23 protein-coding genes and 1 other RNA gene are annotated in these 23,432 nt (G+C 64.7%); 12 read left to right on the top strand and 12 right to left on the bottom strand.

The features are described from left to right. Positions 1 to 213: 213 nt before the first annotated feature. The 7 genes from PJ259_RS11275 to osmE all read right to left on the bottom strand — a co-directional run bounded on the left by PJ259_RS11275 (position 214) and on the right by osmE (position 8,025). Positions 214 to 981, bottom strand: coding sequence for an ATP-binding cassette domain-containing protein (locus PJ259_RS11275; protein WP_085984308.1), 768 nt, complete (start codon positions 979 to 981; stop codon positions 214 to 216). After that, the gene (locus PJ259_RS11270) at positions 981 to 2,063 is read right to left on the bottom strand and encodes an ABC transporter permease (protein WP_059315992.1); all 1,083 of its coding nucleotides are present in this window, start codon (positions 2,061 to 2,063) and stop codon (positions 981 to 983) included. Before PJ259_RS11270 ends, PJ259_RS11275 begins: the two co-directional genes overlap by 1 nt. A gap of 103 nt (positions 2,064 to 2,166) precedes the next feature. Further along, positions 2,167 to 3,195 carry a sugar ABC transporter substrate-binding protein gene (locus tag PJ259_RS11265; protein ID WP_271655789.1) on the bottom strand — a complete coding sequence of 343 codons (1,029 nt, stop codon included), beginning with the start codon at positions 3,193 to 3,195 and terminating at the stop codon, positions 2,167 to 2,169. A 65-nt stretch (positions 3,196 to 3,260) separates the two neighbouring features. Next, positions 3,261 to 4,454 (bottom strand): maltoporin, encoded by a 1,194-nt coding sequence (locus tag PJ259_RS11260; protein ID WP_231356057.1) that lies wholly within the window; start codon positions 4,452 to 4,454, stop codon positions 3,261 to 3,263. A gap of 453 nt (positions 4,455 to 4,907) precedes the next feature. Then, a complete protein-coding gene (gene ilvD / locus PJ259_RS11255) occupies positions 4,908 to 6,743 on the bottom strand; it encodes a dihydroxy-acid dehydratase (RefSeq protein WP_271655788.1) in 1,836 nt (611 codons plus the stop codon). A 228-nt stretch (positions 6,744 to 6,971) separates the two neighbouring features. Beyond that, positions 6,972 to 7,493 (bottom strand): hypothetical protein, encoded by a 522-nt coding sequence (locus PJ259_RS11250; protein ID WP_271655787.1) that lies wholly within the window; start codon positions 7,491 to 7,493, stop codon positions 6,972 to 6,974. A gap of 193 nt (positions 7,494 to 7,686) precedes the next feature. Then, positions 7,687 to 8,025 (bottom strand): osmotically-inducible lipoprotein OsmE, encoded by a 339-nt coding sequence (gene osmE / locus PJ259_RS11245; protein WP_059315987.1) that lies wholly within the window; start codon positions 8,023 to 8,025, stop codon positions 7,687 to 7,689. Positions 8,026 to 8,304: 279 nt separating this feature from the next. On the opposite strand from osmE, the gene PJ259_RS11240 reads away from it, so the two are divergent. Continuing rightward, positions 8,305 to 9,525, top strand: coding sequence for an N-acetylmuramoyl-L-alanine amidase (locus tag PJ259_RS11240; protein ID WP_271655786.1), 1,221 nt, complete (start codon positions 8,305 to 8,307; stop codon positions 9,523 to 9,525). Beyond that, positions 9,522 to 9,926 (top strand): hypothetical protein, encoded by a 405-nt coding sequence (locus tag PJ259_RS11235; RefSeq protein WP_271655785.1) that lies wholly within the window; start codon positions 9,522 to 9,524, stop codon positions 9,924 to 9,926. The genes PJ259_RS11240 and PJ259_RS11235 overlap by 4 nt, the downstream gene beginning before the upstream one ends. Before the next feature lie 26 nt (positions 9,927 to 9,952). Here the strand turns inward: PJ259_RS11235 and PJ259_RS11230 are convergent, their stop codons facing one another. Continuing rightward, positions 9,953 to 10,606 carry a sulfite oxidase-like oxidoreductase gene (locus tag PJ259_RS11230; RefSeq protein WP_059315984.1) on the bottom strand — a complete coding sequence of 218 codons (654 nt, stop codon included), beginning with the start codon at positions 10,604 to 10,606 and terminating at the stop codon, positions 9,953 to 9,955. Positions 10,607 to 10,753: 147 nt separating this feature from the next. On the opposite strand from PJ259_RS11230, the gene PJ259_RS11225 reads away from it, so the two are divergent. Then, positions 10,754 to 10,990 carry a DUF2171 domain-containing protein gene (locus tag PJ259_RS11225; RefSeq protein ID WP_059315983.1) on the top strand — a complete coding sequence of 79 codons (237 nt, stop codon included), beginning with the start codon at positions 10,754 to 10,756 and terminating at the stop codon, positions 10,988 to 10,990. A gap of 64 nt (positions 10,991 to 11,054) precedes the next feature. Here the strand turns inward: PJ259_RS11225 and PJ259_RS11220 are convergent, their stop codons facing one another. The 4 genes from PJ259_RS11220 to PJ259_RS11205 are packed head-to-tail and all read right to left on the bottom strand — an operon-like array spanning position 11,055 to position 14,408. After that, positions 11,055 to 11,627, bottom strand: coding sequence for a BON domain-containing protein (locus PJ259_RS11220; protein WP_059315982.1), 573 nt, complete (start codon positions 11,625 to 11,627; stop codon positions 11,055 to 11,057). Next, the gene (locus tag PJ259_RS11215) at positions 11,624 to 12,217 is read right to left on the bottom strand and encodes a phosphoheptose isomerase (protein ID WP_059315981.1); all 594 of its coding nucleotides are present in this window, start codon (positions 12,215 to 12,217) and stop codon (positions 11,624 to 11,626) included. Before PJ259_RS11215 ends, PJ259_RS11220 begins: the two co-directional genes overlap by 4 nt. A gap of 32 nt (positions 12,218 to 12,249) precedes the next feature. Further along, on the bottom strand, positions 12,250 to 12,624 hold the full coding sequence (locus PJ259_RS11210; protein WP_059315980.1) for a YraN family protein: 375 nt from the start codon (positions 12,622 to 12,624) through the stop codon (positions 12,250 to 12,252). After that, positions 12,621 to 14,408, bottom strand: a complete 1,788-nt coding sequence (locus tag PJ259_RS11205) for a penicillin-binding protein activator (RefSeq protein WP_271655784.1) — start codon at positions 14,406 to 14,408, stop codon at positions 12,621 to 12,623. The genes PJ259_RS11210 and PJ259_RS11205 overlap by 4 nt, the downstream gene beginning before the upstream one ends. Before the next feature lie 123 nt (positions 14,409 to 14,531). Between PJ259_RS11205 and rsmI the strand changes: the two genes are divergently transcribed. From rsmI to mraY, 9 genes are all read left to right on the top strand, one after another. Further along, the gene (gene rsmI / locus PJ259_RS11200; RefSeq protein WP_059315978.1) at positions 14,532 to 15,377 is read left to right on the top strand and encodes a 16S rRNA (cytidine(1402)-2'-O)-methyltransferase; all 846 of its coding nucleotides are present in this window, start codon (positions 14,532 to 14,534) and stop codon (positions 15,375 to 15,377) included. Between the two features lie 62 nt (positions 15,378 to 15,439). After that, an RNA gene (rnpB, locus tag PJ259_RS11195) (RNase P RNA component class A) lies at positions 15,440 to 15,795 on the top strand. A 288-nt stretch (positions 15,796 to 16,083) separates the two neighbouring features. Beyond that, complete coding sequence (gene mraZ, locus PJ259_RS11190; RefSeq protein WP_059315977.1) at positions 16,084 to 16,539, top strand: division/cell wall cluster transcriptional repressor MraZ; 456 nt, start codon at positions 16,084 to 16,086, stop codon at positions 16,537 to 16,539. A gap of 2 nt (positions 16,540 to 16,541) precedes the next feature. Continuing rightward, entirely contained in the window at positions 16,542 to 17,483 is a 942-nt protein-coding gene (gene rsmH / locus PJ259_RS11185; RefSeq protein WP_271655783.1) for a 16S rRNA (cytosine(1402)-N(4))-methyltransferase RsmH, read from the top strand. Then, the gene (gene ftsL, locus PJ259_RS11180; protein ID WP_059315975.1) at positions 17,480 to 17,773 is read left to right on the top strand and encodes a cell division protein FtsL; all 294 of its coding nucleotides are present in this window, start codon (positions 17,480 to 17,482) and stop codon (positions 17,771 to 17,773) included. Before rsmH ends, ftsL begins: the two co-directional genes overlap by 4 nt. Positions 17,774 to 17,832: 59 nt before the next feature. Further along, positions 17,833 to 19,521: a peptidoglycan D,D-transpeptidase FtsI family protein gene (locus tag PJ259_RS11175; protein WP_420480522.1), complete on the top strand. Its 1,689-nt coding sequence runs from the start codon at positions 17,833 to 17,835 to the stop codon at positions 19,519 to 19,521. Then, positions 19,518 to 20,987: a UDP-N-acetylmuramoyl-L-alanyl-D-glutamate--2,6-diaminopimelate ligase gene (locus PJ259_RS11170; RefSeq protein ID WP_271655782.1), complete on the top strand. Its 1,470-nt coding sequence runs from the start codon at positions 19,518 to 19,520 to the stop codon at positions 20,985 to 20,987. Before PJ259_RS11175 ends, PJ259_RS11170 begins: the two co-directional genes overlap by 4 nt. Further along, entirely contained in the window at positions 20,980 to 22,347 is a 1,368-nt protein-coding gene (locus PJ259_RS11165) for a UDP-N-acetylmuramoyl-tripeptide--D-alanyl-D-alanine ligase (RefSeq protein ID WP_271655781.1), read from the top strand. Before PJ259_RS11170 ends, PJ259_RS11165 begins: the two co-directional genes overlap by 8 nt. After that, positions 22,347 to 23,429, top strand: a complete 1,083-nt coding sequence (mraY, locus tag PJ259_RS11160; protein ID WP_059315971.1) for a phospho-N-acetylmuramoyl-pentapeptide-transferase — start codon at positions 22,347 to 22,349, stop codon at positions 23,427 to 23,429. The genes PJ259_RS11165 and mraY overlap by 1 nt, the downstream gene beginning before the upstream one ends. Positions 23,430 to 23,432 lie beyond the last annotated feature (3 nt).

Here is a 23,432-nt window from a genome sequence, read left to right as displayed (position 1 = left end):
AGAGTTTCTGTTTCAACGACAAGGCAGGCACGGCGTATAGCTCCGAAATAATTATTCAGGCTTTATCGGTGCCGGTACGCGATAACTTGAGCGTTCGGTCAGATTTTCGTCGCAGAAGCGACGATCCGCGTCTGGGTAGGCGGCCCCTCCCAGGTCTTCCAAGGCGACTGCCGGCTGGAAGACCCGGGAGGATGCCTGGTCAGTCGAAGTCGACTAGGCGGCCACCGTCTGGGCACCGGTCATGAGTGCCACCGCATCGGCCATGGAGTGCTCGCGCGGGTCGATCACCGTCAGCCGGCGACCCAGTCGATGGATGTGGATGCGATCGGCGATCTCGAACACATGGGGCATGTTGTGCGAGATCAGCACGATGGCGATGCCGCGGGCCCGCACATCGAGGATCAGCTCCAGCACCTTGCGCGATTCCTTCACCCCCAGCGCTGCCGTGGGCTCGTCGAGGATGATGACCTTGGAGCCGAAGGCCGCCGCCCGGGCCACGGCCACGCCCTGGCGCTGGCCACCGGAAAGGGTTTCCACCGCCTGGTTGATGTTCTGGATGGTCATCAATCCCAGTTCGGAGAGTTTTTCCCGGGCGATGCGCTCCATTTCCTTGCGGTCCAGGGTCCGGCAGAGGGTGCCCAGCAGCCCCGGCTTGCGCAGTTCGCGTCCAAGAAAGAGGTTGTCGGCGATGGACAGCGCCGGCGACAGCGCCAGGTTCTGGTAGACCGTCTCGATGCCGGCACGCCGCGCGGCGATGGGCGAGGCGAACTGCACTGGCTGGCCCTCGAAGCGGATCTCGCCCTCGTCCGGGCGCAGGGCACCGGAGATGGCCTTGATCAGCGAGGACTTGCCGGCGCCGTTGTCACCGATCACCGCCAGGATCTCGCCGGGCAGCAGGTCGAAGTCGGCATGGTCGAGGGCGGTGACGCGGCCATAGCGCTTCACCAGGCCGCGTGCCATCAGCAGGGGTTCGGTAGTCATCAGCTGGCCGCCTTTCTGATCCATTGGTCGATAGCCACGGCCGCGATGATGAGCGTGCCGATCAGCAGATAGGTCCATTGCACGTCGGTACCCAGCAGGCGCAGGCCCAGGGCGAAGACGCCGACGATGAGAGCGCCGAACAGCATGCCGAGGATCGAGCCGCGCCCGCCGAACAGCGAGATGCCGCCGATCACCACGGCGGTGATGGACTCGATGTTGGCGAACTGGCCGGCGGTGGGCGAGACCGAGCCGATGCGGCCGATCAGGACCCAGCCGGCGAAGGCGCAGATGAGTCCGGACAGCCCGTACACGGTGATCAGCATGCGCCTGACGTTGACCCCGGCCAGCGCCGCGGCCTCGGGATCGTCGCCTACCGCATAGAGATGTCGGCCCCAGGCGGTGTGATTGAGCACGTACCAGAGCAGGGCGACCAGCACCACCAGGGCGATCACGCCATAGGTGAAGACGGCACCGCCCAGGCGGAAGTTGTCACCGAACACCTGCAGCAGGGGCGCCGTCGCACCGATTTCCTGGGCGCGGATGGTCTCGTTGCGCGAATAGAGGAAGTTGGCCGCGAGCACGATCTGCCACATGCCCAGGGTGACGATGAAGGGTGGCAGCTTGATGCGGGCGATCAGCCAGCCGTTGGCCATGCCGCACAGGGTGCCCACCACCAGGCCGCAGAGGATCGACAGCTCCACCGGCAGGCCGTAGCGAAAGGTGAACTGGCCCATGACCACCGAGGACAGCACCATGATGGCGCCCACCGAAAGGTCGATGCCGGCGGTGATCACCACCAGGGTCTGGGCCGCGCCCACGATCCCGGTGATGGCGACCTGTTGCAGGATCAGGGTGAGGGCGAAGGCGGAAAAGAATTTGCCACCCAGCAGGGCGCCAAAGATGCCCAGTGACAACAGCAGCACCAGCAGCGAGACCGCCGAAGGACGCGAATGCAGGAAGTGGCGGAATTTGACGAGTGGGCTGCGCTCGTCACGGGCGAAGGAGGCGACTTCCGTGGCGCTGTGCTTGAGCACCTGTTCGAAGGGCTGGCCGGACGAGGAGGGCGAGGTCGGATCGCTCATGGCAATCTCCTGATAGCGGGAAAGCAGCCGAGAGTCGGTCGCCCGCGCCGAGGCGAAAACGCTCAGGCGGGGCGACCGGTCTGCTCAGGCTAGACGACTGGCATCAGCCCCAGCATTTCTGCAGGGCGGTCTTGCTGTCGATGGACTGGATGCCGGGTACCGGCTTGTCCGTCACCAGCTTCACGCCGGTGTCGACAAAGCTCTTGCCTTCGGTGGCGGTAGGCTTCTTGCCCGTGTCGGCAAAGGTCTTGATCGCCTCGATGCCCAGCGCGGCCATCTGCAGCGGGTATTGCTGAGAGGTGGCGCCGATGACGCCGTCCGCCACGTTGTGCACGCCCGGGCAGCCGCCGTCGATGGAGACGATCAACACGTCCTTCTCGCGACCCACGGCCTTGAGCGCCTCGTAGGCACCGGCCGCAGCCGGTTCGTTGATGGTGTGCACCACGTTGATGGTCGGGTCCTTCTGCAGCAGATTTTCCATCGCTGCACGCCCACCTTCCTCGTTGCCGTTGGTCACGTCGTGGCCGACGATGCGCGAGTCGGTCTCGTCGCCGATGCGGTTCTGATCCTTGGGATCTATGCCGAAGCCGAGCATGAAGCCCTGGTCGCGCAGGACGTCCACCGAGGGCTGGGAGGCGTTCAGGTCGAGAAAGGCCACCCGGGCGTCCTTGGCCTTGTCGCCCAGGGTCTCCCGAGCCCACTGGCCGATCAGCTTGCCGGCCAGCAGGTTGTCGGTGGCGAAGGTCATGTCGGCGGCGCCCACCGGGTCCAGGGGGGTATCCAGGGCGATCACCAGCAGACCGGCCTCGCGGGCCTTTTGCAGATTGGGGACGATACCCTTGGTATCCGAGGCGGTGATGAGAATGCCCTTGGCGCCATCGGCGATGCAGGTCTCGATGGCCGCCACCTGGCTTTCGCTGTCGCCATCGATCTTGCCGGCATAGGCCTTGAGCGTCATGCCCAGCTCCTTGGCCTTGGCGCTGGCACCTTCCTTCATCTTGACGAAGAAGGGGTTGGTATCGGTCTTGGTGATGAGGCAGGCGGACACGGGGGCCGCCTGGGCGGTGGCGCTGGCCAGGGCGGCGGCCAGCAGGCAGCCGGTGAAGGCGGAAAGGGAGACGGTTCTTTTCATTGTTGTGCGCTCAGGTTCGCGGACGAGAACGCGACCGGCAGCACGCCGGTCGCGGCGGAGGATGGCTACCACCACTGCTCGATCTGGAAGCCGATGTTGGAGCCGTGCAGGTCGTTGCCGAAGGTACCGGTGCTCGACAGCGCGGAGCCGGCGTCGAAATCATCGGCTGCCTGCTGCGCTGCCCGGTTCCAGGCCGCATAGGTATAGAACAGGCGGAACTCCGGACGGGTCTTGAATTCCGGGCCCTTGGGCGACCAGGTGGGCGCCAGGGTCAGCTTGGTCAGCTTGCGGGTGCCGCCGGGAGCCTGCACCTGATCATGGCCCAGCTCGGTGGAGAACTTGAACTGGTCGGTGATGCCGTACACCAGGCGGCCACCCAGCGAGGTCCAGCGCAGGTCATTGCCGTTGGGACGTTCGTCCTTCTGGTAGACCGCGGCGATCTGGCCACCCCAGTAGCGGCTGATCTGCCAGTCGAAGAAGTCGACGACGCGATAGGAGACGTCGGCGCTGCTCAGGGTCGGATCGCCGGTGCTGCCCAAGGCGGTGCCCGGGCCCTGGCCGCGCTGCACGGCAAAGGTGTTCACACCACCCCAACCCATGAAGTTGGCCTGCTTGTGTTGCAGCGTGACCGCTACACCGCTGTTGGCATTGGGCTGATTGGTGGGCTTGTCCAGATAGCTGACGCCGATTTCCAGCGAGCCATTCGGATTGGTGTTGAAGCCGGCGACGTTGAAGTCGAGGCGGTTCTGGAAGTCCTTCTGGTTCTGGTTGTCCTTGCGCGAGAAGGCCAGGCTGTACTTGAGACCGCCGATGTTGACGTCCTCGATACCGCCGCCGGTGGCGCTCTGGTTCCAGTAGAAGAAGTCGGAGATGTGGATGTCGTTCCGCTTGTAGTAACGGCGGCCGGCCCAGAGATTACCGCCGTTCAGCGCGGCGATGTTGTTCCAGTAGGCATAGGCCTGGACGGCACGGATCTCGCCATTGTCCCCGTTGAAGGTCGGGGTGCGGTCGTAGCGGTTGAAGAAGCTGCCCATTCCGTATACGCCGACTGCCGAGCCGTCGTTGAGGGTCAGGACGTCCTGCTTGAGTGCCAGTTCGCCGTACTGTTCGCACTCGTTGCCCAGGCGGTACTTGGACTGCGCGCCCTGCAGCTTGAAGCAGCGCATGGAGTCAGAACCGGAGGAATCGCCGAGCCCGGTACGGAAGTACCCGATGGTTTCCAGGGCGTGTGCCGAAGGAATCAGCAGAAGGGTGCTCATCAAGGAGGCGACCGAAACCCTAGCCAAGGGCATAGCCTTTTTCTTATTCATTTATGTTCCCTGTTTATTGTTGTTGTGTGACGCGTGCCTGGCCTACACCTGACCCGCCGTGCTCCAGCGGAAGATCAGCATAGGTGTGACCATTGGGGCTCAACCTGACTACAAACTTATCGCTGAATCAATTCAGCGGCAGACGGAGGGTAGCCTTTGATCACTCAACGGCCTAGCGGCTCGCGAATCGCTAGGTGTGAGCTGAATCACAGGTTGCGCTTCTACAAAATTAGCAAGCCAAGCAACGGTGAATCCCTCTGGAATGGGCGTCGTGGCAGATGGCTGCGGTAAGGTCAGGAGGTGCAGCGAGAAGGCGGAGCTAGGGCGGGGGCCGGAAAGAAAGAGACAGGAGCGGATCAGTAGGGAAGGGCGACGGCAGGCGCCGTCGCCCGGGTACAGCGGTCAGCCCAGCAGCGCCTTGTCGCGCACGCCGCCCTTGTCGGCGCTGGTGGCCAGCAGCGCATAGGCCTTGAGCGCCGTGGTGACGCGGCGGGTACGGGGGTGGACCGGTTTCCAGCCCTGCTTGTCCTGCTCGATGCGGCGATGAGAGAGCTCTTCGTCACTCACCAGCAGGTTGATGCTGCGCTGGGGGATGTCGATGAGTACCTTGTCGCCGTCGCGCACCAGGCCGATGGCGCCGCCCGCAGCCGCTTCCGGCGAGGCATGGCCGATGGACAGGCCCGAGGTGCCACCGGAGAAGCGGCCATCGGTGAGCAGGGCGCACTGCTTGCCCAGCCCTTTGGACTTCAGGTAGCTGGTGGGGTAGAGCATCTCCTGCATGCCCGGACCGCCCTTGGGACCCTCGTAGCGGATGATGACGATGTCGCCCGCCTTGACCTCGTCGGCCAGGATGCCGCGTACCGCCGCGTCCTGGCTCTCGAACACCTTGGCGTTGCCTTCGAACACATGGATGGATTCGTCCACGCCGGCGGTCTTCACCACACAGCCATCCAGGGCGATGTTGCCGTAGAGCACGGCCAGACCGCCTTCCTGGGAGTAGGCGTGCTCGACGCTGCGGATGCAGCCTTCGGCGCGGTCATCGTCCAGGCTGTCCCAGCGGGTGGCCTGGCTGAAGGCTTCCTGGGTCGGGATACCCGCCGGACCGGCAAGGAAAAAGGTCTTCACCGCCTCGTCCTGGGTCAGAGTGATGTCCCACTTCTCGATGGCTTCGCCCAGCGTGCGACTGTGTACCGTGGGCAGGTCGGTGTGGAGCAGGCCGCCACGGGCCAGTTCACCCAGGATGCTGAAGATGCCACCGGCACGGTGCACGTCTTCCATGTGGTACTTCTGGATGTTCGGCGCCACCTTGCACAGCTGCGGCACCTTGCGCGACAGGGCATCGATATTGCGCAGGTCGAAGTCCACCTCGGCTTCCTGGGCAGCGGCCAGCAGGTGCAGGATGGTGTTGGTCGAGCCGCCCATGGCGATATCCAGGGTCATGGCATTCTCGAAGGCCGCATAGGAGGCGATGTTGCGCGGCAGGGCGGACTCGTCGTTCTCCTGATAGTAGCGGCGGCACAGCTCGACGACGGTGCGGCCAGCCTGGAGGAACAGCTCCTTGCGATCGGCGTGGGTGGCCAGGGTCGAGCCGTTGCCCGGCAGGGCCAGGCCCAGGGCCTCGGTCAGGCAGTTCATGGAGTTGGCAGTGAACATGCCCGAGCAGCTGCCACAGGTGGGGCAGGCGCTACGTTCGTATTCGGCGACCTTCTCGTCGCTGGCCGAGCTGTCGGCGGCGATGACCATGGCATCCACCAGGTCCAGGCCGTGGCTGGCCAGCTTGGTCTTGCCGGCTTCCATGGGGCCGCCGGAGACGAACACCACCGGGATGTTCAGGCGCAAGGCGGCCATCAGCATGCCGGGGGTGATCTTGTCGCAGTTGGAGATGCATACCAGCGCATCGGCGCAATGGGCGTTGACCATGTATTCCACGGCGTCGGCGATGATCTCGCGGCTCGGCAGCGAATAGAGCATGCCGTCGTGGCCCATGGCGATGCCGTCGTCCACGGCGATGGTGTTGAATTCCTTGGCCACGCCGCCGGCCCTTTCGATCTCGCGAGCGACCAGCTGACCGAGGTCCTTGAGGTGCACGTGGCCGGGTACGAACTGGGTAAAGGAGTTGGCGATGGCGATGATCGGCTTCTTGAAGTCTTCATCCTTCATCCCGGTGGCGCGCCAGAGCGCCCGGGCGCCAGCCATGTTGCGGCCCTGGGTAGAGGTTTTCGAACGATAGTCAGGCATGAAGCGTCTCTCCGAGGCGGCTTTTAGGTCACGGTTCTGATCATCGTGAGCGCAGGCGGGGCACGGTGCAAACGCGGAGTGACGAATGCCGGGCCGGAGGGCGGCGACGCCGTGCGGGATCACCACAGGGGCACCAGGGCTCACGAACCCGCCGGAGGATGCTGGCGAGGGGAAAGTCGATCATACACGCGGGCGCCAGGGCTGCACAGCAGCGCGGGCGCCGGTGGCTCAGGGCGCTTCCTGTTCGCCGTCGGGGGCGTCTTCCAGGTATTCGTCCATGGGCTCCTGGCCCGCCAGGGTCTTCAGGCTCAACTCCACGGCCTCGGGCAGGGTGATGTCGACGCGCTGCTTCTCGCTGCCTTCCAGGGAAGACTCATAGCTGAGCGCGTGGCGCAGATGACCATTTTCGAGGATGGCACCGACGCTGGCCAACTGGGCGGCGGCAGGTGCCAGGCGCTCCAGGGCGGCCTTGGGCCAGGTGGCTTCGACGGTCGCGTTGCAGGTGTAGAAGCCTGCGTCGCCACTGTCCGATGGCTCTTCCTGGGTCTTGATGTCGACCAGCGAGACCTGACCGGCTTCCAGCGCGGGCTGCCCGGCGGTGATGTCGTCCGCGTAGATTTCGTTGATGGTCTGGGCGTATTGCTGACGAACCATTTCGGCGGTCTTGGCCGCATCGCAGCTGTAGTCATAGCCACCGCAGCCAGTCAGGGAAAGCACCGCAGCTGTGAGTATGAGGTGACGTCTGGACATGCCTGAATTCCTTGGAACGATGGGTAGAGCCTGGCGGCGCTGGCCGAGCATGCGTCGATCCGCAGTGCATGACGTCGGCGCAACGGTCGGGGATGGCGAGGGCCAATGGTGCTGCCACTCGCCCATCCTGTCCATCAGACGCCGCCAGCGCCCTTCAGGACACCCGGCCTGGTTGGCCGGTCAGCTCCCTCACTCAGGCGCGGTCTGCGCTTTCGCAGGTCTCGAAGTCCTTGCTGTCAACACGGTTCATGCTGTCGAAGCCGATCGAATAGACCTGCTCCTTGCCGTCCTTGTTGAGGACATAGTTGTTGCAGGTACCCGGACGATACTTGCGGGTGTAGGTGCTCGACGGGGTGCCACCGATACGCAGGACGTCAGCCTTGGGCATACCCTTTTCAATCTGTTTCACCAGGGGCTGCTCGCGAAATTCGACGCGACCCACGGTGTAGTCGGCCGTGTTCTTTACCGAGGAGCAGCCCGCCAGGACGGTGCCGGCCAGCAGGGCGGCCGCGACTGCAATCTTCTTGTTCATGGTGTGATCCCTTCAAAGGCGGAAGTGCCTGACACTTCGACGATGACGGCGCCGATAAATTCGCTTTCCGTCGCACTTCTTGCGCTTTGCCTTTCTGACGCCGGCCCCTTTGGCGACGGCAAGTGACTGTATCTAAAGCTGATTCTGCAAACGAACGCTATGCCACGGTTTTCAAAGGAATATTTTGTCTAAACGGCAGTTGACAGGCGTCAGGTGGCAGGCGATCTTTAGCGTTATGTTGTAACTTCCCAGCCGTTTCTCGTTTCTCGCGAGGACTCCATGAATCGCCGTCGTCTGCTCAATCTGATCCTGGCTGGCATGACCTTGCCTGTCGGGTTGCCGGCATTTGCCGCCCGTCAGCAACTCAAGGGTGCCCGGGCCTGGCAGGACGCCGACAAGCTCCGCCTGGTCTTCGATCTCACCGGGCCGGTGCGTTACAAGACCTTCACCCTGGTTGCGCCGGATCGCATCATTCTCGATCTCGCCGACACCCAGGCGCCTGCGGTACTCAATCACCTGGCGCTGAAAGGTTCGCCCGTGCGGGCCGTCCGCAGTGCTCAATATGGTCCCCAGGACACTCGCGTGGTGCTGGAGCTGGCCCATCCGGTGGAGATGGAAAGCTTCGTCCTCGGCCCCGGCGAGGGCGCGGCCAATCGCCTGGTGCTCGATCTCAAGCGTGCCGGGGCACCGGTCGTGGCAGCGCGCAAGCCGGTCGATGCCGAGCCGCCGCTGGAGGTCAAGCGGGGCAGGGGCCTGGCCTCGGGGCGCGACATCATGGTCGTGGTCGATGCCGGACACGGTGGCAAGGACCCTGGCGCCCTGAGTGCGCGCGGTGATCGGGAAAAGGACATCGCCCTGATCGTGGCGCAGAATCTCGCGCGCCGGATCAATCTGCAGAAGGGCTTCAAGGCCAAACTGGTGCGCAACGACGACTTCTTCGTGCCGTTGCGCAAGCGTGTCGAGGTGGCGCGCAGCTACAACGCCGACATGTTCGTATCGGTGCATGCCGATGCCGCACCGCGGCGTACCGCCTATGGCGCCTCGGTCTATGCCCTGTCCGAGCGTGGCGCGACCTCGACCACGGCGCGCTTCCTGGCCGATAGCGAGAACAACGTCGACCTGATCGGTGCCAACGAGATCCTCAAGGGCCGTGACCCCATGCTCGCGGGGGTGCTGCTGGACATGTCGATGAATGCCACCATCTCGTCGAGTCTGGACCTGGGCCAGAAGGTGCTGGGGCAATTGTCGAGCATCACCAATCTGCACCAGAAACGGGTGGAGCAGGCTGGCTTCGCCGTGCTCAAATCACCGGACATCCCCTCGATCCTGGTCGAGACGGGCTTCATTTCCAATGACCGCGACTGCCGGCGGCTGCTCGACAGCCGTCACCAGAAGCAGCTGGCCGATTCGATCTTTGCTGGTCTGCATGGCTACTTCCAGGAGCGCCCACCGCTGGGTACCTACCTGGCCAGTCTCAAGAACACCCAAGGAGTGACATGAGTTTGCAAGACAAGGCGCGTCGTTACTGGCGCGCAGTGGTGCTGGTGATAGGAGCGCTGTGCGTGGTGGCCGGCTTGATCGGCTATGTCCAGGGCGGTGGCGACAAGACGGGCAGCACCCAGGAAAGCTTCGTCAACAAGGTCTGGCAGATCAAGACCAGCAACAGCATCGAACCCGGCATGCTGTACGTCTTCCTCAGCGATGGCACCCTGGTGATGGCCTCACCGAGCAGCCAGCCCTCCCTGGGGCGCTGGACGCGGACCGAGAAGGGCCTGAACCTCATCGAGGAAGGCATCACCTATCCCACGGAAATCCTCAGTCTCAAGCGTGACGAGTTCCGGATCCGCAGCCTCAATCCCGGCGAGCCCGTAGAGCTGCAACTGGCCCCGGCGGCACCCTAGGAACCTAGTCAAAGGCTCTGGTGCCATCAGCTGTCGTCCGAGTAGCGCTGCTCCTGCCAGGGGTCGCCACGGTCATGGTAGCCGCGCATTTCCCAGAAGCCGGGCGTATCGCCCACGCGGAAATCGATGCGTCTGAGCCATTTGGCGCTTTTCCACAGATAGAGGTGCGGGATCAATGCCCGCACCGGGCCGCCGTGCTCGGCCGTCAGGGGCTGGCCCTCCCAGCTGTGTACCAGCATGGCGCCGGGCGCGGCGAAGTCGGCCAGGGGCAGATTGGTGATGTAGCCGTCGTAGCTGTGCAACAGCACATGGGTGGCGTCTTCCCGTGGCTGCACTTCTTCCAGCAGCTCGCTGACCGGCAGGCCGATCCAGCGATTGTCGTAACGCGACCAGGTGGTGACGCAATGCATGTCGCTGACCGCCTGGGTGGTCGCTCGGGCCGCGAAGGTATCCCAGTTCCAGCGCAGCGTCCTGCGGACCGCCCCGGTGACCGCCAGTTGCCAGCGCTCGTGGCTGACCTCCGGCCGTACACCCAGATCCAGAACCGGCCAGTTGCTGACGCGATGCTGGCCGGGGGGCAGGCGTTCGCTTTCCGGACGTGCGCTCTGCCCGGTCAGGAAGCGCCCCTCCTGTGCCCAGCGCTCCTTGGAGCGGGTCAGCTTGCTTGGCTCATCGCTCATTGGCGAATCCTCTCGATGGTCATGGGGCTGTGACCATGATGATGGCCTTTCGTCGGCAGAGGGCGAACCCAGACGGCGCTTCATGCCTCCTATCCTGCAGGCGCTGAAAGAGCGGCCTCCTTTTTCTTAACCTGCCGGAGAACCACCATGGTAGATGCAACCCAGATCAAAGAGCATGCGGAAGTTGTCGGTTCGGACGGCCAGCACGTGGGCACCGTCGATCATATGGAAGGCGCCGATCGCATCAAGCTGACCAAGCGCGATCAGGATGCCGATGGCAAGCATCACTACATTCCGTTGAGCTGGGTCCAGTCCGTGGAAGGCAGCCAGGTACGCCTGAGCAAGACCCGCGACGAAGCCGAGCGTGAGTGGCAGGCCGCCTGACGCCAGCCACCGCCCAACAAAAAGCCCCGCATTGGCGGGGCTTTTTGTTGGGCGGCGAATACGATCAGTTGATGTACTCGAACAGCTTCACGATGCGCTGGACACCCGAAACGCTCTGGATCAGCTGTACGGCGTGATTGGCTTCCTGCTGGGTCACCAGGCCCAGCAGATAGACGATGCCGTTTTCCGTGACCACCTTGATGCGCGAGCCTGGGATGTCCTCGTCGGCGAACATCTGGGCCTTGATGCGGGTGGTCAACCAGGAGTCGTTGCTGCGTGCCAGCAGCGAGGAGTTGCCCGTCACCTGAAGCTCGTTATGGACCGTCTTGACCCGCTGCACACTGCGTACGGCCTGTTCGGCCTGGGCCTTGAGGTCGGCTCGCGGCGTCTGGCCAGCGATCAGCACCACGCCGTTGTAGCTCACCACCACGATGTGCGAACTGGCCAGGTCGGAGTTGGCCTTGGAGATGTTGACCGCGGCCTTGGTCTCGATCAGGGCGTCATCCACTGTGCTGCCCAGGGTGCGGGTGCCGCGGTTGTCGTCGATGGGCTTGTCGCGGCTGGCAGTGACCACGTTGCTGCAGCCGACCACGGCAAAGGACAGCGCCAGGATGGCGAGCAGAGGAGCTTTTTTCATTCTTCGCTTCCAAACAGTTGCTGATCGATCTGGTCGCACAGGCAGTGGATCACCAGCAGGTGCACTTCCTGGATGCGGGCGGTGACCTTGGCGGGCACGCGGATCTCGACGTCCTCGGGCAGCAGCAGGGAGGCCATGCCACCGCCGTCGCGGCCGGTGAGGGCGACCACGGTCATCTCGCGGTCGTGGGCGGCCTGGATCGCCTGGATCACGTTGGCCGAGTTGCCGCTGGTGGAGATGGCGAGGAGGATGTCGCCAGGCTGACCCAGGGCGCGGATTTGCTTGGAGAACACCTCGTTGTAGCTGTAGTCGTTGGCGATGGACGTCAGCGTCGAGCTGTCGGTGGTCAGGGCCAGGGCCGGCAGGCTGGGGCGCTCGCGCTCGAAGCGATTCAGCAGTTCCGAGGAGAAATGCTGGGCATCGCCGGCGGATCCGCCGTTGCCACAGGTGAGGATCTTGCCTTCGTTGAGCAGGGCCGCAACCATGACTTGGCTGGCCAGATCGATATGAGGAATCAGGACTTCCATGGCCTGACGCTTGGTTTCGATGCTGTCCCGGAAGAGTTTCTGGATGCGGGCGTGGGTGTCCATCGCGATATCTTTGACCTATGCAGTGGAGGGCCTCAGGCCTCGAAGGCTTGGGTGATCCATTCGAGTGCCTGAGGGGATGCGTCGGCCCCGGGGCCGATCGCGATCACGTCGAAACGGCAGGGCCGCTTGGCCCAGCGCGCTTCGGATTGCAGAAAGAGGGCAGCGCTGTTGACCAGTCGCTGCCGCTTGCGGGCATCTATGCTTTCCGCGGCGCCGCCCCAGGCGGTGTGCCGACGGGCGCGTACCTCGACGAATACTACTGTATCGCCGTCAAGCATGACCAGATCGAGCTCACCACCGCGCCAGCGCCAGTTGCGGGCGATCAGGCGCAATCCGCGCGTCTGCAGGAACTGCAGGGCGCGGTCTTCGCCTTGCTGACCGCGCTGGAGGTGCGGGGCCTGCTTCACGGCGTGCTGAGCGACGGCGGTACGCTGGTGGCCGGCAGCGGCGCATTGTTGGCCGGCAGCGGCTGGGCCACGCCGTTGCGGAATTCCGCCCAGGGCAGGTGGCGCACCACGCGCTGATCAGCCGCCACGCTCAGGTTGCCGGACAGGCCGGGCAATTCGGAGTTGGGCAGCGCCTTGAGCTGCTGCAGATGCAGGGCCAGCAGGTAGGCGTCGGCGCCCATGGCATAGAGCCGACCAATGCTGCTGCCGGCCTGGGGCCACTGGGCAGTGATCTTGGCGCGCAGCGGGTTGCTCGGATCGAGCAGCCAGGGGGTTTCGCAGAACAGGATGCCGTTCAGGTCCTGGTTGACGCCGGGCTCGTTGACCCCGCTGTTGAGATTGGAGGTGGCATACACCGGCAGATCGCGGGCGTTCTGGTAGACCAGGATCGGCTTGATCTGGCGAGCCTGGGCCGGCGTCGAGGCGAGGAAGATGAAATCCATGCCCTGGCGCATCTGCAGGAGGCTGGTGATGCGATTGGCGATTTCCACGGGCTGGCCGATACGTTCGGCGGCGACCAGGCGACCCCCGAGTTGCTGCCACTCGTTCTGGAAGGCGGCCAGCACGCGGGCACCCCATTCGCCCTGGGGCACCATGGCGCCGGCACTGCGCTTGCCGTCGGCCCAGGCACGGCGCGCGGCTTCGCGAGCCTCGTCCTCGGCGGCCAGGCCGAACTGGAAGAGTTGCGGCGGCTGGGCGCCCTGGCTGTCACCATAATTCAGTGCCAGGGTGTTGAGCGGCAGTTGCGGCCGGTCGCTCAGCTGCTTGACCAGATTCTTTTCCAGCGGACCGACCACCAGCTGGATACCGGCAGCCTGGGCCTGGCGGTAGAAGGCGTCCAGCGAGCCCATCTGGGTGCTGTCATAGACGGTCACGGCCGGCGCGGCCTGGCCGGCGGCCAAGGCTTCGTAGCGGGCGGCCATAAAGCCGTCCTGCAGCGCACGAGAGACACCCGCGAGTTGGCCCTGCAGGGGCAGCAGCAGGGCGACACGATTGAGCGGCTCGCGCGCCAGGGTTTTCAGGCGCTCCAAGTCGTCAGGCAGCTGTCGCGCGGCGGGATGGCTCGGATGCTGTTTCTGCCATTCCTCGATGGCGGCGAGCTGCTGATCCAGCGCCAGGTTGCCACGGGTAATGGCAGCTAGGGCCAACCAGCCATTGAGGTCGGCATCCTTGACGCTCTGGCGCAGTTGCGCATCCGGCAGGCTGGTCACCAGTTGCCAGATCTGCTCGCGGTTGTCATGGGCCGCGTCGCCTTCGAGCAGCGGGCCAATGAAAATGCGTTCCTGGGCGGCGGCGAGCGGCTGGCCATTGGCGGCCTGGGCATCGGCCTTGGTCAGGCCGCTGCGGATCTGCTGCTGCGCCGGCAGCTCGCCCAGTTGCGCGAAGCTCGGGTGGTCGAAGCGCTTGAGCGCCTGGGCCGGCTGCTTGTCGAGCAGGTCAAGTTGGGCCAGCAGGGTCTGGGCGAACATCTGCTGCGCCGGCTTGAGCCCTTCCAGATTGATGGAGCCCAGAATCTGGCGCGCTTCGCGGGTGTTCTGCTGGGCATAGGCCTTGTCGGCCGCGGTCAGGCGCAACAGGTTCGCCTGCTCGGACTGGCTGGCGCCAGCCTGGTTCAGCAGTTGTTCGATGCTGGCCTGGCTGGGCTCAGGCAGCGCCCCGAGACTGCTCGTGGTGGGCGTGCTGCTACAGGCGGCGAGCAGGGCGAAGGCGGTGGCGCAGAGCAGCGGACGCAGGCGGAACTTCATGCGGTGGTTCCTGAGCAATTGTCTGGAAAGGGGGCGATTGTCTCACAGCACCCAGGCGCTGCGAACGCCGAGGGCGAGAGCGGCGTACACTGTTGGGCTATTTCCAGTCTGTCAGGTTTCATCATGATTTCGCCGGGTACTCTTTATGTGGTTGCCACGCCCATCGGCAACCTGGACGACATCACCGCCCGCGCCCTCAAGGTCCTGCGCGATGTGGCCCTGATCGCCGCCGAAGACACCCGTCATTCGGCGCGCCTGCTGCGCCATTTCGGCATCGAGACGCCTCTTGCGGCCTGCCACGATCACAATGAAAGGGATGCGGGGGGGCGCTTCATCACCCGGCTGCTGGCGGGGGAGGACGTCGCCCTGATTTCCGATGCGGGCACGCCGCTGATCTCCGACCCGGGCTTTCACCTGGTGCGGGCGGCGCGCGCCCAGGGGATCAGGGTCTCGCCGATTCCCGGGGCCTGCGCCCTGATCGCCGCGCTCTCGGCGGCCGGTCTGCCCTCGGATCGCTTCAGCTTCGAAGGCTTCCTGCCAGCCAAGGCGGTGGGTCGTCAGGGGCGGCTGGCGGCGTTGCGCGAGGACCCGCGAACGCTCATCTTCTACGAGGCGCCCCATCGCCTCGACGATTGCGTGGCCGACCTGGTGACCATCTTCGGACCTGATCGCCACGTCGTGCTCGGACGCGAACTGACCAAGACGTTCGAGACCTTGCGCGGCCTGCCCGCCGGGGAGCTGCAGGCCTGGATCCGCGCGGATCTGGATCAACAGCGTGGCGAGTGCGTGCTGCTGGTGGCTGGCTGGACGGCGCCGGAAGACGCCGAAGTCGATGCCGAGACCCTGCGCATCCTGGATCTGTTGTTGGCCGAGCTACCGGTCAAGCGCGCTGCCGCCCTGGCAGCGCAAATCACCGGTGCGCGCAAGAACCTGCTCTATCAGCTGGCGCTGGAACGCAAGGCCGAGTAAGCGGGATTTTGTGGGCATCTTTCCTTGTTATCCGGCACCAGTCTCTATACCCTTGCGCCGCGAGAGCCGACCGGGCAGTCGCTGTCGTGACCCGCAAGGGTTGCGAGGGAGGAAAGTCCGGGCTCCATAGGGCGAGGTGCCAGGTAACGCCTGGGAGGCGTGAGCCTACGGAAAGTGCCACAGAAAATAACCGCCTAAGCGCGCAAGCGCCGGTAAGGGTGAAAAGGTGCGGTAAGAGCGCACCGCACGGCTGGCAACAGTTCGTGGCTAGGTAAACCCCACCTGGAGCAAGACCAAATAGGAATCCATAGGCGTGGCCCGCGCTGGATTCGGGTAGGTCGCTAGAGGCAATCAGCGATGGTTGTCCCAGAGGAATGACTGTTCTCGACAGAACCCGGCTTACAGGTCGGCTCTCGCACCCCCTCCCTCTCGGGCCGCTGCGCCCGGGTCTGTGACCCCTTCTTCACAAATCACTTTAATCAATTGAGCCAATCAATTGACTTGATTTCCGTTTGTCGGAAATCAATGTCGTCCGTCCTGGTCGTGACCAGGTGCAATTTGCTTGAAATCCGCGTCCCACACGGCCTGGGAACCCCCTCGCTTACCTTGACTGAAAGCGGCCCTCCTCAATATAGTGGCGGCCGGTGGTACGAAGTGGGGCGAAGTGGGATTTAATGGCAAGGACAGCCTATTAGAGGACGCGAAATTGTTCCGGGGAGCGAACGCCATCAGTCTCGACGCCAAGGGGCGCGCCGCGATGCCGAGTCGGTATCGTGACGAGCTGCTGGAGCGTTGTGCCGGCCAGCTCATCGTGACGATCGATGCTGTCGACCCCTGCCTTTGCGTCTATCCGCTACCTGAATGGGAAATCATCGAAAGCAAGCTGCGGCAGTTGCCCTCGCTACGGGAGGAGACTCGTCGCCTACAGCGCTTGCTGATCGGCAATGCGGTGGATCTGGAACTCGACGGCAGTGGCCGCTTCCTGGTACCGCCGCGCCTGCGTGAATACGCCAAGCTCGACCGGCGCGTGATGCTGGTCGGGCAGCTGAACAAGTTCCAGTTATGGGATGAGGATGCCTGGAGTGCCGTGTGCGACGCGGATCTGCAGGCAATTAAGGAACCCGGCGGTATGCCGGATGAAATGCGCGATTTGATCCTGTGACCATGAACCCAGTCTTCCACCACGTCTCCGTTCTCCTGGACGAGGCCGTACAGGCATTGGCGATCCAGCCTGCCGGTCGTTATCTGGACGGCACCTTTGGCCGCGGCGGACACAGCCGGGCCGTGCTGCGCCTGCTGGGTGAGGAAGGGCGGTTGCTGGGGTTCGACAAGGACCCGCAGGCGATCGCTGCCGGCCAGGCCCTGGCTGTCGAGGATTCGCGCTTCGAGATCGTCCAGCGCAGCTTCGCCGAACTGGGCGATGAACTCGTCAGTCGTGGCTGGTCCGGCCAGGTCGATGGTGTGCTGCTGGATCTGGGCGTGTCCTCGCCACAGCTCGACGATCCCGAGCGCGGCTTCAGCTTCATGCAGGACGGTCCGCTGGACATGCGCATGGACCCGAGTCGGGGCCAGAGCGCCGCAGCCTGGATCGCCAGCGCCTCCGAGGCCGACATCGCCCAGGTGTTCAAGGAATTCGGCGAAGAGCGCTTCGCCAAGCGCATGGCGCGCGCCGTGGTGCAGCGTCGCGAAGTCCAGCCCTTCGAGCGCACCGGCGATCTGGCCAAGGTGCTCACCGAGGCCAATCCGGCCTGGGAAAAGGGCAAACATCCCGCCACCCGTGCCTTCCAGGGGCTGCGCATCTACATCAATCGCGAACTGAGCGACCTGGAGCAGGGGCTGCAGGCGGCCTACGAGCAACTGGCCGTAGGTGGTCGGCTGGTGGTGATCAGCTTCCACTCCCTCGAAGACCGTATCGTCAAACAGTTCATGCGCCGGCTGGCCAAGGGCGAGGCCGACCAGTTGCCGCGCGACCTGCCCATCCGGGCAACCGTGTTCGAGCCCTCGCTGCGCCTGCTCGGCAAGCCGGTCTATGCCGGCGAAGGCGAGCTGGCGGCGAACCCCCGGGCCCGCAGCGCCGTGATGCGCGTCGCCGAGAAACTGAAATGAGCCGCCTCTTCGTGAAGAAGCTGCCCCTGGGCAGCAGCGTCATGCTGGTGCTTTTCGTGGGCGTGCTGCTCTCGGCGGTGGCCGTGGCCTACAGTGCCCACTGGAATCGCCAGCTGCTCAACACCCTCTATGGCGAGATGGCCATCCGCGACAAGGCCCAGGCCGAGTACGGTCGGCTGCTGCTGGAGCAGAGCACCTGGACCGCCCACAGCCGGGTCGAGGCCCTGGCCAGCGGCCAACTGCAAATGCGTATCCCCGACCCGACCGAAATCCGGATGGTCAATCCGTGAAAGGCCTGGTCGCGCGCCTGCCCTGGCGCTTCAGCCTCATTATCGGGCTGTTGCTGGTCATGGTCGGCACCATCATCTGGCGCATCGTCGATCTGCACGTGATCGACCGGGCCTTCCTCAAGGGCCAGGGCGACGCACGCAGTGTCCGCACCATTCCCATTCCAGCGCATCGCGGCCTGATCACCGATCGCAATGGTGAACCTCTGGCGGTCAGCACGCCGGTCACCACCCTGTGGATCAATCCCAAGGAGTTGCTCGGCGCTGAAGATCGCTGGGCGATCCTGGCCGACGCCGTTGGCCAGCCCCGTGCGGATCTGGCCAAGCGCATAGAGCAGAACGCCAGCAAGGAATTCCTCTACCTGGCCCGAGGCCTGACGCCCGAGCAGGGCGAGGCGGTGATGACGCAGGTCAAGGCGCACAAGATTCCTGGGGTCTACGACATCGAGGAATTTCGCCGTTTCTATCCGGCTGGCGAGGTGGCAGCCCACGTGGTCGGCTTCACCGACATAGACGATCACGGACGTGAAGGCATCGAGCTGGCCTTCAACGAATGGCTGTCGGGCGTGCCGGGCCGTCGGCAGGTGGTCAAGGATCGCCGTGGTCGCCTGATTCGGGACGTGCAGGTGGCCAAGAACGCGAAGCCGGGCAACACCTTGGCGTTGTCCATCGACCTGCGCCTGCAGTATCTCGCCGCCCGCGAGCTGCGCAATGCCTTGACCCAGTTCGAAGCCGAGGCGGGCAGCCTGACCATCGTCGACGTCAAGACCGGTGAGGTCCTGGCCATGGTCAACATGCCCACCTACAACCCCAACAACAGACGCACGCTCGAACCGGCTGCCATGCGCAACCGGGCGATGATCGACGTCATGGAACCCGGCTCGGTGATGAAGCCGATCTCCATGACCGCGGCGCTGGCCAGCGGTCGCTGGAAGCCTAGTGACAAGGTCAATGTCTATCCCGGCTCGCTGCAGATCGGTCGCTACACCATCAAGGACGTCTCCCACAGCGATGGCGCCCTGGACCTGACCGGCATCCTCATCAAGTCCAGCAACGTCGGCATGAGCAAGATCGCCTTCGACGTCGGCGGTGAGAACATCTACAACGCCATGCGCGCCGTGGGGCTGGGCCAGGACACCGGTCTGGGCTTCCCCGGCGAGCGGGTCGGCAACCTGCCCAACCATCGCACCTGGCGTCCGGCCGAGACGGCGACCCTGTCCTATGGTTACGGCCTGGCGGTGACCGCTGTGCAGCTGGCCCATGCCTATTCGGTGCTGGCCAACGACGGTCGCTCGGTGCCCCTGTCCATGGTGCGTCTGGACAAGGCGCCGGACAGCGATCAGGCAGTGGACGCGCGCGTTGCCAAGACCCTGCAAGGCATGCTGCAACAGGTCGTGGAAGCGCCCGGTGGGGCCTTCCGTGCCCAGGTGCCTGGCTATCACGTCGCCGGCAAGAGCGGTACCGCGCGCAAGACCAGCACCGGTACCCGCGGCTATGCCGAGAATTCCTATCGCTCGCTGTTCGCCGGTTTCGGCCCCACCAGCAATCCGCGCCTGGCAGCAGTGGTGGTGATAGATCGCCCGAGCAAGGGTGGCTACTACGGTGGCGTGGTCTCGGCTCCGGTATTCAGTCGCGTGATGTCCGGTGCCCTGCGCCTGATGAACATCCAGCCGGACAACCTCCAGCCGCTGCCGGTACAGCAGGCCCAGGCCGCGGCCAAGCCCCTGCTGGTAGGGGAGCGTGACCGATGAGCCGCCTACTGCCCGAGTTGCTGGCCGTCAGCTGTCCCGTCGTCGAGATCGCTGGATTGGCCCTGGACAGCCGTGAAGTCCGCCCAGGCGTTCTGTTCCTGGCCATTCCCGGTGCCCATAGCGATGGCCGCGCTCATGTCGCGGCCGCCGGCGAGCAGGGGGCTGCCGCCATCGCCTATGAGGCGAAAGACGCTCCGGCGCTCCCGGCCCTGGATATCCCGATGATAGCCATCGAGGGCCTTGCCGAGCAGCTGTCCGCCATCGCCGGGCGCTTCCATGGTGAACCCAGTCAGCGCCTGGCCCTGGTTGGCGTGACCGGCACCAATGGCAAGACCAGTGTCAGCCAGCTGATCGCCCAGGCCTGTGACCTGCTCGGTCAGCGCTGCGGTATCGTCGGTACCCTGGGCAACGGCTTCTATGGCGCTCTCGCTGAAGGCCGCCACACCACCCCGGATGCCCTCAAGTTGCAGGCGACCCTGGCCGAGCTGGCCGAGGGGGGCGCTTCCACCGTCGCCATGGAAGTCTCGTCCCATGGCCTGGCTCAAGGGCGCGTGGCCGCCCTGGCCTTCAAGGTCGCGGTCTTCACCAATCTGACCCGCGACCACCTCGATTTCCACGGCACCATGGAAGCCTATGGCGAAGCCAAGGCCCAGTTGTTCGCCTGGCCGGCGCTTGGCACCCGCGTCCTCAATCTGGACGACGCCTTCGGGCGCGAGCTGGCGAGTCGCGCCAGCTCGGCCACGACCCTGACCTACAGCCTGAGTGATCCGGCTGCCAGCCTCTATTGCCAGGATCCACGATTCGACGATCACGGTGTACGGGCACGTCTGGTCACCGCCCAGGGCACGGGCGAATTGCGCAGTCAGTTGATCGGGCGCTTCAACCTGAGCAACCTGCTGGCCGCCATCGGTGGCTTGCTGGGCCTGGGTCATCCACTGGCCGATATCCTCGCCATCCTGCCGCAGCTGCAGGGGCCTGCCGGGCGCATGCAGCGCCTGGGTGGCGCTGGGCGGCCGTTGGTGGTGGTGGACTACGCCCACACTCCCGATGCCTTGGACAAGGTACTCACCGCGCTGCGGCCCCATGTCAGTAGCTCGGGCCGACTGATCTGCGTGTTCGGCTGCGGCGGCGACCGCGATCGTGGCAAGCGACCGGAAATGGCCGCGCTGGCTGAGCGGCTGGCCGATCAGGTGGTAGTGACCGACGACAATCCGCGTACTGAAGATCCCACCGCCATCGTCGCCGACATCCGTGCGGGCTTCCAGCAGCCCCATCAGGTGCGCTTCGCCGGGCGTCGCGAGGCGGCCATCGCCCAGGCGATCGCCGAGGCGAATCCGCACGACATCGTCCTGCTGGCCGGCAAGGGCCATGAGCCCTACCAGGAAATCGCTGGGGTCCGGCATCCCTTTTCCGATCTCGACCAGGCCGAGCGGGCCCTGACCGCCTGGGAGCGACAGCATGCTTAGATCCTTCACCCTTACCGAAGTGGCCGAGGCCTTGACCGGCAATCTGCTGGGCGCCGATGCCCTGTTCGACGGCGTTGGCACCGACAGTCGCAAGGCCGTGGCCGGGCAGCTGTTCGTCGCCCTGGCCGGGCCACGCTTCGATGGTCATGCCTATCTGGCCGACGTGGCCGCCCAGGGCGCTGCGGCAGCCCTGGTGGAGCGGGCCGTGCCCGAGGTCCATCTACCCCAGTTGGTGGTGGCCGATACCCGCTTGGCGCTGGGTCGCCTGGGTGCCTTCAATCGCGACCTGTTCCAGGGTCAGGTTGCCGCCGTGACGGGCTCCAGTGGCAAGACCACGGTCAAGGAACTGCTCGCCGCCATCCTGCGTCAGCAAGGTGCCACCCTGGCTACCCAGGGCAATCTGAACAACGATCTGGGCGCGCCCCTGACCTTGCTGCAACTCGCTGCCGAGCACGCCTTTGGCGTCATCGAATTGGGCGCCTCCCATGTGGGGGACATTGCCTATACCGTGAGCCTGACACGCCCGGATGTCGTTATCATTACCAACGCCGGCCAGGCCCATGTGGGCGAATTCGGCGGTGTCGACCGCATCGTCGAAGCCAAGGGCGAGATCATCGAAGGCGTGGGCGAGGCGGGCACCGTGGTGCTCAACCGTGACGACGCGGCGTTCGAAACCTGGCAGCGCCGCGCGGCCGGTCGCAAGATCCTTTCCTTCGGCCTGGATGCCCGCGCCGACGTCCGCGCCACCGAGGTGAGCCTGGATAGCCAGGGTCGTCCGAGCTTCATCCTGCACACTGCGCAAGACGACGCGCGCATCACCCTGCAGATGCTGGGTGCCCACAACGTCGGCAATGCGCTGGCCGCTGCCGCTGCAGCGCTCAGCCTCGGCCTGGACCTGACCATCGTTGCCCGTGGCCTTGCCGCTGCGGCACCGGTCCAGGGACGCACCCTGACCCGCACCAGCCAGCGCGGCGCACAGGTCATCGACGACAGCTACAACGCCAACCCCGCTTCGGTGAAAGCCGGGATCGACTTGCTGGCGGCCTTGCCGGGTCGTCGCGTGGTGGTCCTGGGCGATATCGCCGAGTTGGGCGAATGGACCGAACAGGGCCATCGCGAGGTGGGCGAGCATGCCCGCGGCAAGGTGGACACCTTCTATAGCGTCGGTCCTTCGATGGCCCATGCGGCCCGCGCCTATGGCGTCGAGGCCCGGCATTTCGCCGATCGCGAACAATTGATCGAGGCCCTGGCGGACGAGGACCGGGCCGGAACCACCCTGCTGATCAAGGGATCCCGCAGCGCCGCGATGGACAAGGTCGTCGCCGCGCTCTGCGCTATCAACACCGAGGAGAAACACTGATGCTGCTGCTGTTGGCGGAGTTCCTGCAACAATTCTACAAGGGCTTCGCTGTCTTCCAATACCTCAGCCTGCGCGGCATTCTGGGCGTCCTGACCGCCCTGATGCTGTCGTTGTGGCTCGGCCCCTGGATGATCCGCACCCTGCAGATCCGTCAAATCGGCCAGGCCGTACGCAACGATGGCCCCCAGTCGCACCTGTCCAAATCCGGCACCCCCACCATGGGCGGTGCCCTGATCCTGACCACCATCGGCATCAGCACCCTGCTGTGGGCCGACCTGCACAATCGTTATGTCTGGACCGTGCTGGCCGTGACCTTCCTGTTCGGCGCCATTGGCTGGGTCGATGACTATCGCAAGGTGATCGAAAAGAACTCCCGGGGTCTGCCAAGCCGCTGGAAGTACTTCTGGCAATCGGTGTTCGGCCTGGGGGCGGCAATCTTCCTCTATGTCACGGCCAAGGCGCCCATCGAAACCACGCTGATCCTGCCCCTGCTGAAGAACATCGAAATCCCGCTGGGGATTTTCTTCGTTGTGCTGACCTACTTCGTCATCGTCGGCTCCAGCAACGCGGTCAACCTCACCGACGGTCTCGATGGCCTGGCGATCATGCCCACCGTAATGGTCGGCGGCGCCCTGGGTATCTTTTGCTACCTGTCGGGGAACGTGAAATTCGCCGACTACCTGCTGATTCCCTATGTGGAAGGCTCCGGCGAGTTGATCGTCTTCTGCGGCGCCCTGATCGGGGCGGGCCTGGGCTTTCTCTGGTTCAACACCTATCCGGCCATGGTCTTCATGGGTGACGTCGGTGCCCTGGCACTGGGCGCTGCCCTCGGCACCATCGCCGTGATTGTCCGTCAGGAAGTGGTGCTGTTCATCATGGGCGGCGTCTTCGTCATGGAGACCCTCTCCGTGGTCATCCAGGTCGCCTCCTTCAAGCTGACCGGCAAGCGCGTCTTCCGCATGGCGCCGATCCACCACCATTTCGAATTGAAGGGCTGGCCCGAACCGCGGGTCATCGTGCGCTTCTGGATCATCACCGTGATCCTGGTGCTGTTCGGTCTCGCCACCCTGAAACTGAGGTAACCG

The organism is Pseudomonas sp. JBR1, from assembly GCF_028198185.1.
In the GTDB taxonomy this organism is placed as follows: Bacteria; Pseudomonadota; Gammaproteobacteria; order Pseudomonadales; family Pseudomonadaceae; genus Chryseomonas; species Chryseomonas oryzihabitans_E.
Note: the sequence above shows the minus strand (reverse complement) of the source record. Positions and strands in the feature narration are given on the sequence as shown.

Bases quoted from the DNA above. Each gene is read 5' to 3' on its own strand.
- PJ259_RS11275 (WP_085984308.1), bottom strand. From the start codon at position 981: ATGACTACCGAACCCCTGCTGATGGCACGCGGCCTGGTGAAGCGCTAT.
- PJ259_RS11270 (WP_059315992.1), bottom strand. From the start codon at position 2,063: ATGAGCGATCCGACCTCGCCCTCCTCGTCCGGCCAGCCCTTCGAACAG.
- PJ259_RS11265 (WP_271655789.1), bottom strand. From the start codon at position 3,195: ATGAAAAGAACCGTCTCCCTTTCCGCCTTCACCGGCTGCCTGCTGGCC.
- PJ259_RS11260 (WP_231356057.1), bottom strand. From the start codon at position 4,454: ATGAGCACCCTTCTGCTGATTCCTTCGGCACACGCCCTGGAAACCATC.
- ilvD (WP_271655788.1), bottom strand. From the start codon at position 6,743: ATGCCTGACTATCGTTCGAAAACCTCTACCCAGGGCCGCAACATGGCT.
- PJ259_RS11250 (WP_271655787.1), bottom strand. From the start codon at position 7,493: ATGTCCAGACGTCACCTCATACTCACAGCTGCGGTGCTTTCCCTGACT.
- osmE (WP_059315987.1), bottom strand. From the start codon at position 8,025: ATGAACAAGAAGATTGCAGTCGCGGCCGCCCTGCTGGCCGGCACCGTC.
- PJ259_RS11240 (WP_271655786.1), top strand. From the start codon at position 8,305: ATGAATCGCCGTCGTCTGCTCAATCTGATCCTGGCTGGCATGACCTTG.
- PJ259_RS11235 (WP_271655785.1), top strand. From the start codon at position 9,522: ATGAGTTTGCAAGACAAGGCGCGTCGTTACTGGCGCGCAGTGGTGCTG.
- PJ259_RS11230 (WP_059315984.1), bottom strand. From the start codon at position 10,606: ATGAGCGATGAGCCAAGCAAGCTGACCCGCTCCAAGGAGCGCTGGGCA.
- PJ259_RS11225 (WP_059315983.1), top strand. From the start codon at position 10,754: ATGGTAGATGCAACCCAGATCAAAGAGCATGCGGAAGTTGTCGGTTCG.
- PJ259_RS11220 (WP_059315982.1), bottom strand. From the start codon at position 11,627: ATGAAAAAAGCTCCTCTGCTCGCCATCCTGGCGCTGTCCTTTGCCGTG.
- PJ259_RS11215 (WP_059315981.1), bottom strand. From the start codon at position 12,217: ATGGACACCCACGCCCGCATCCAGAAACTCTTCCGGGACAGCATCGAA.
- PJ259_RS11205 (WP_271655784.1), bottom strand. From the start codon at position 14,408: ATGAAGTTCCGCCTGCGTCCGCTGCTCTGCGCCACCGCCTTCGCCCTG.
- rsmI (WP_059315978.1), top strand. From the start codon at position 14,532: ATGATTTCGCCGGGTACTCTTTATGTGGTTGCCACGCCCATCGGCAAC.
- rsmH (WP_271655783.1), top strand. From the start codon at position 16,542: ATGAACCCAGTCTTCCACCACGTCTCCGTTCTCCTGGACGAGGCCGTA.
- ftsL (WP_059315975.1), top strand. From the start codon at position 17,480: ATGAGCCGCCTCTTCGTGAAGAAGCTGCCCCTGGGCAGCAGCGTCATG.
- PJ259_RS11175 (WP_420480522.1), top strand. From the start codon at position 17,833: ATGGTCGGCACCATCATCTGGCGCATCGTCGATCTGCACGTGATCGAC.
- PJ259_RS11170 (WP_271655782.1), top strand. From the start codon at position 19,518: ATGAGCCGCCTACTGCCCGAGTTGCTGGCCGTCAGCTGTCCCGTCGTC.
- PJ259_RS11165 (WP_271655781.1), top strand. From the start codon at position 20,980: ATGCTTAGATCCTTCACCCTTACCGAAGTGGCCGAGGCCTTGACCGGC.
- mraY (WP_059315971.1), top strand. From the start codon at position 22,347: ATGCTGCTGCTGTTGGCGGAGTTCCTGCAACAATTCTACAAGGGCTTC.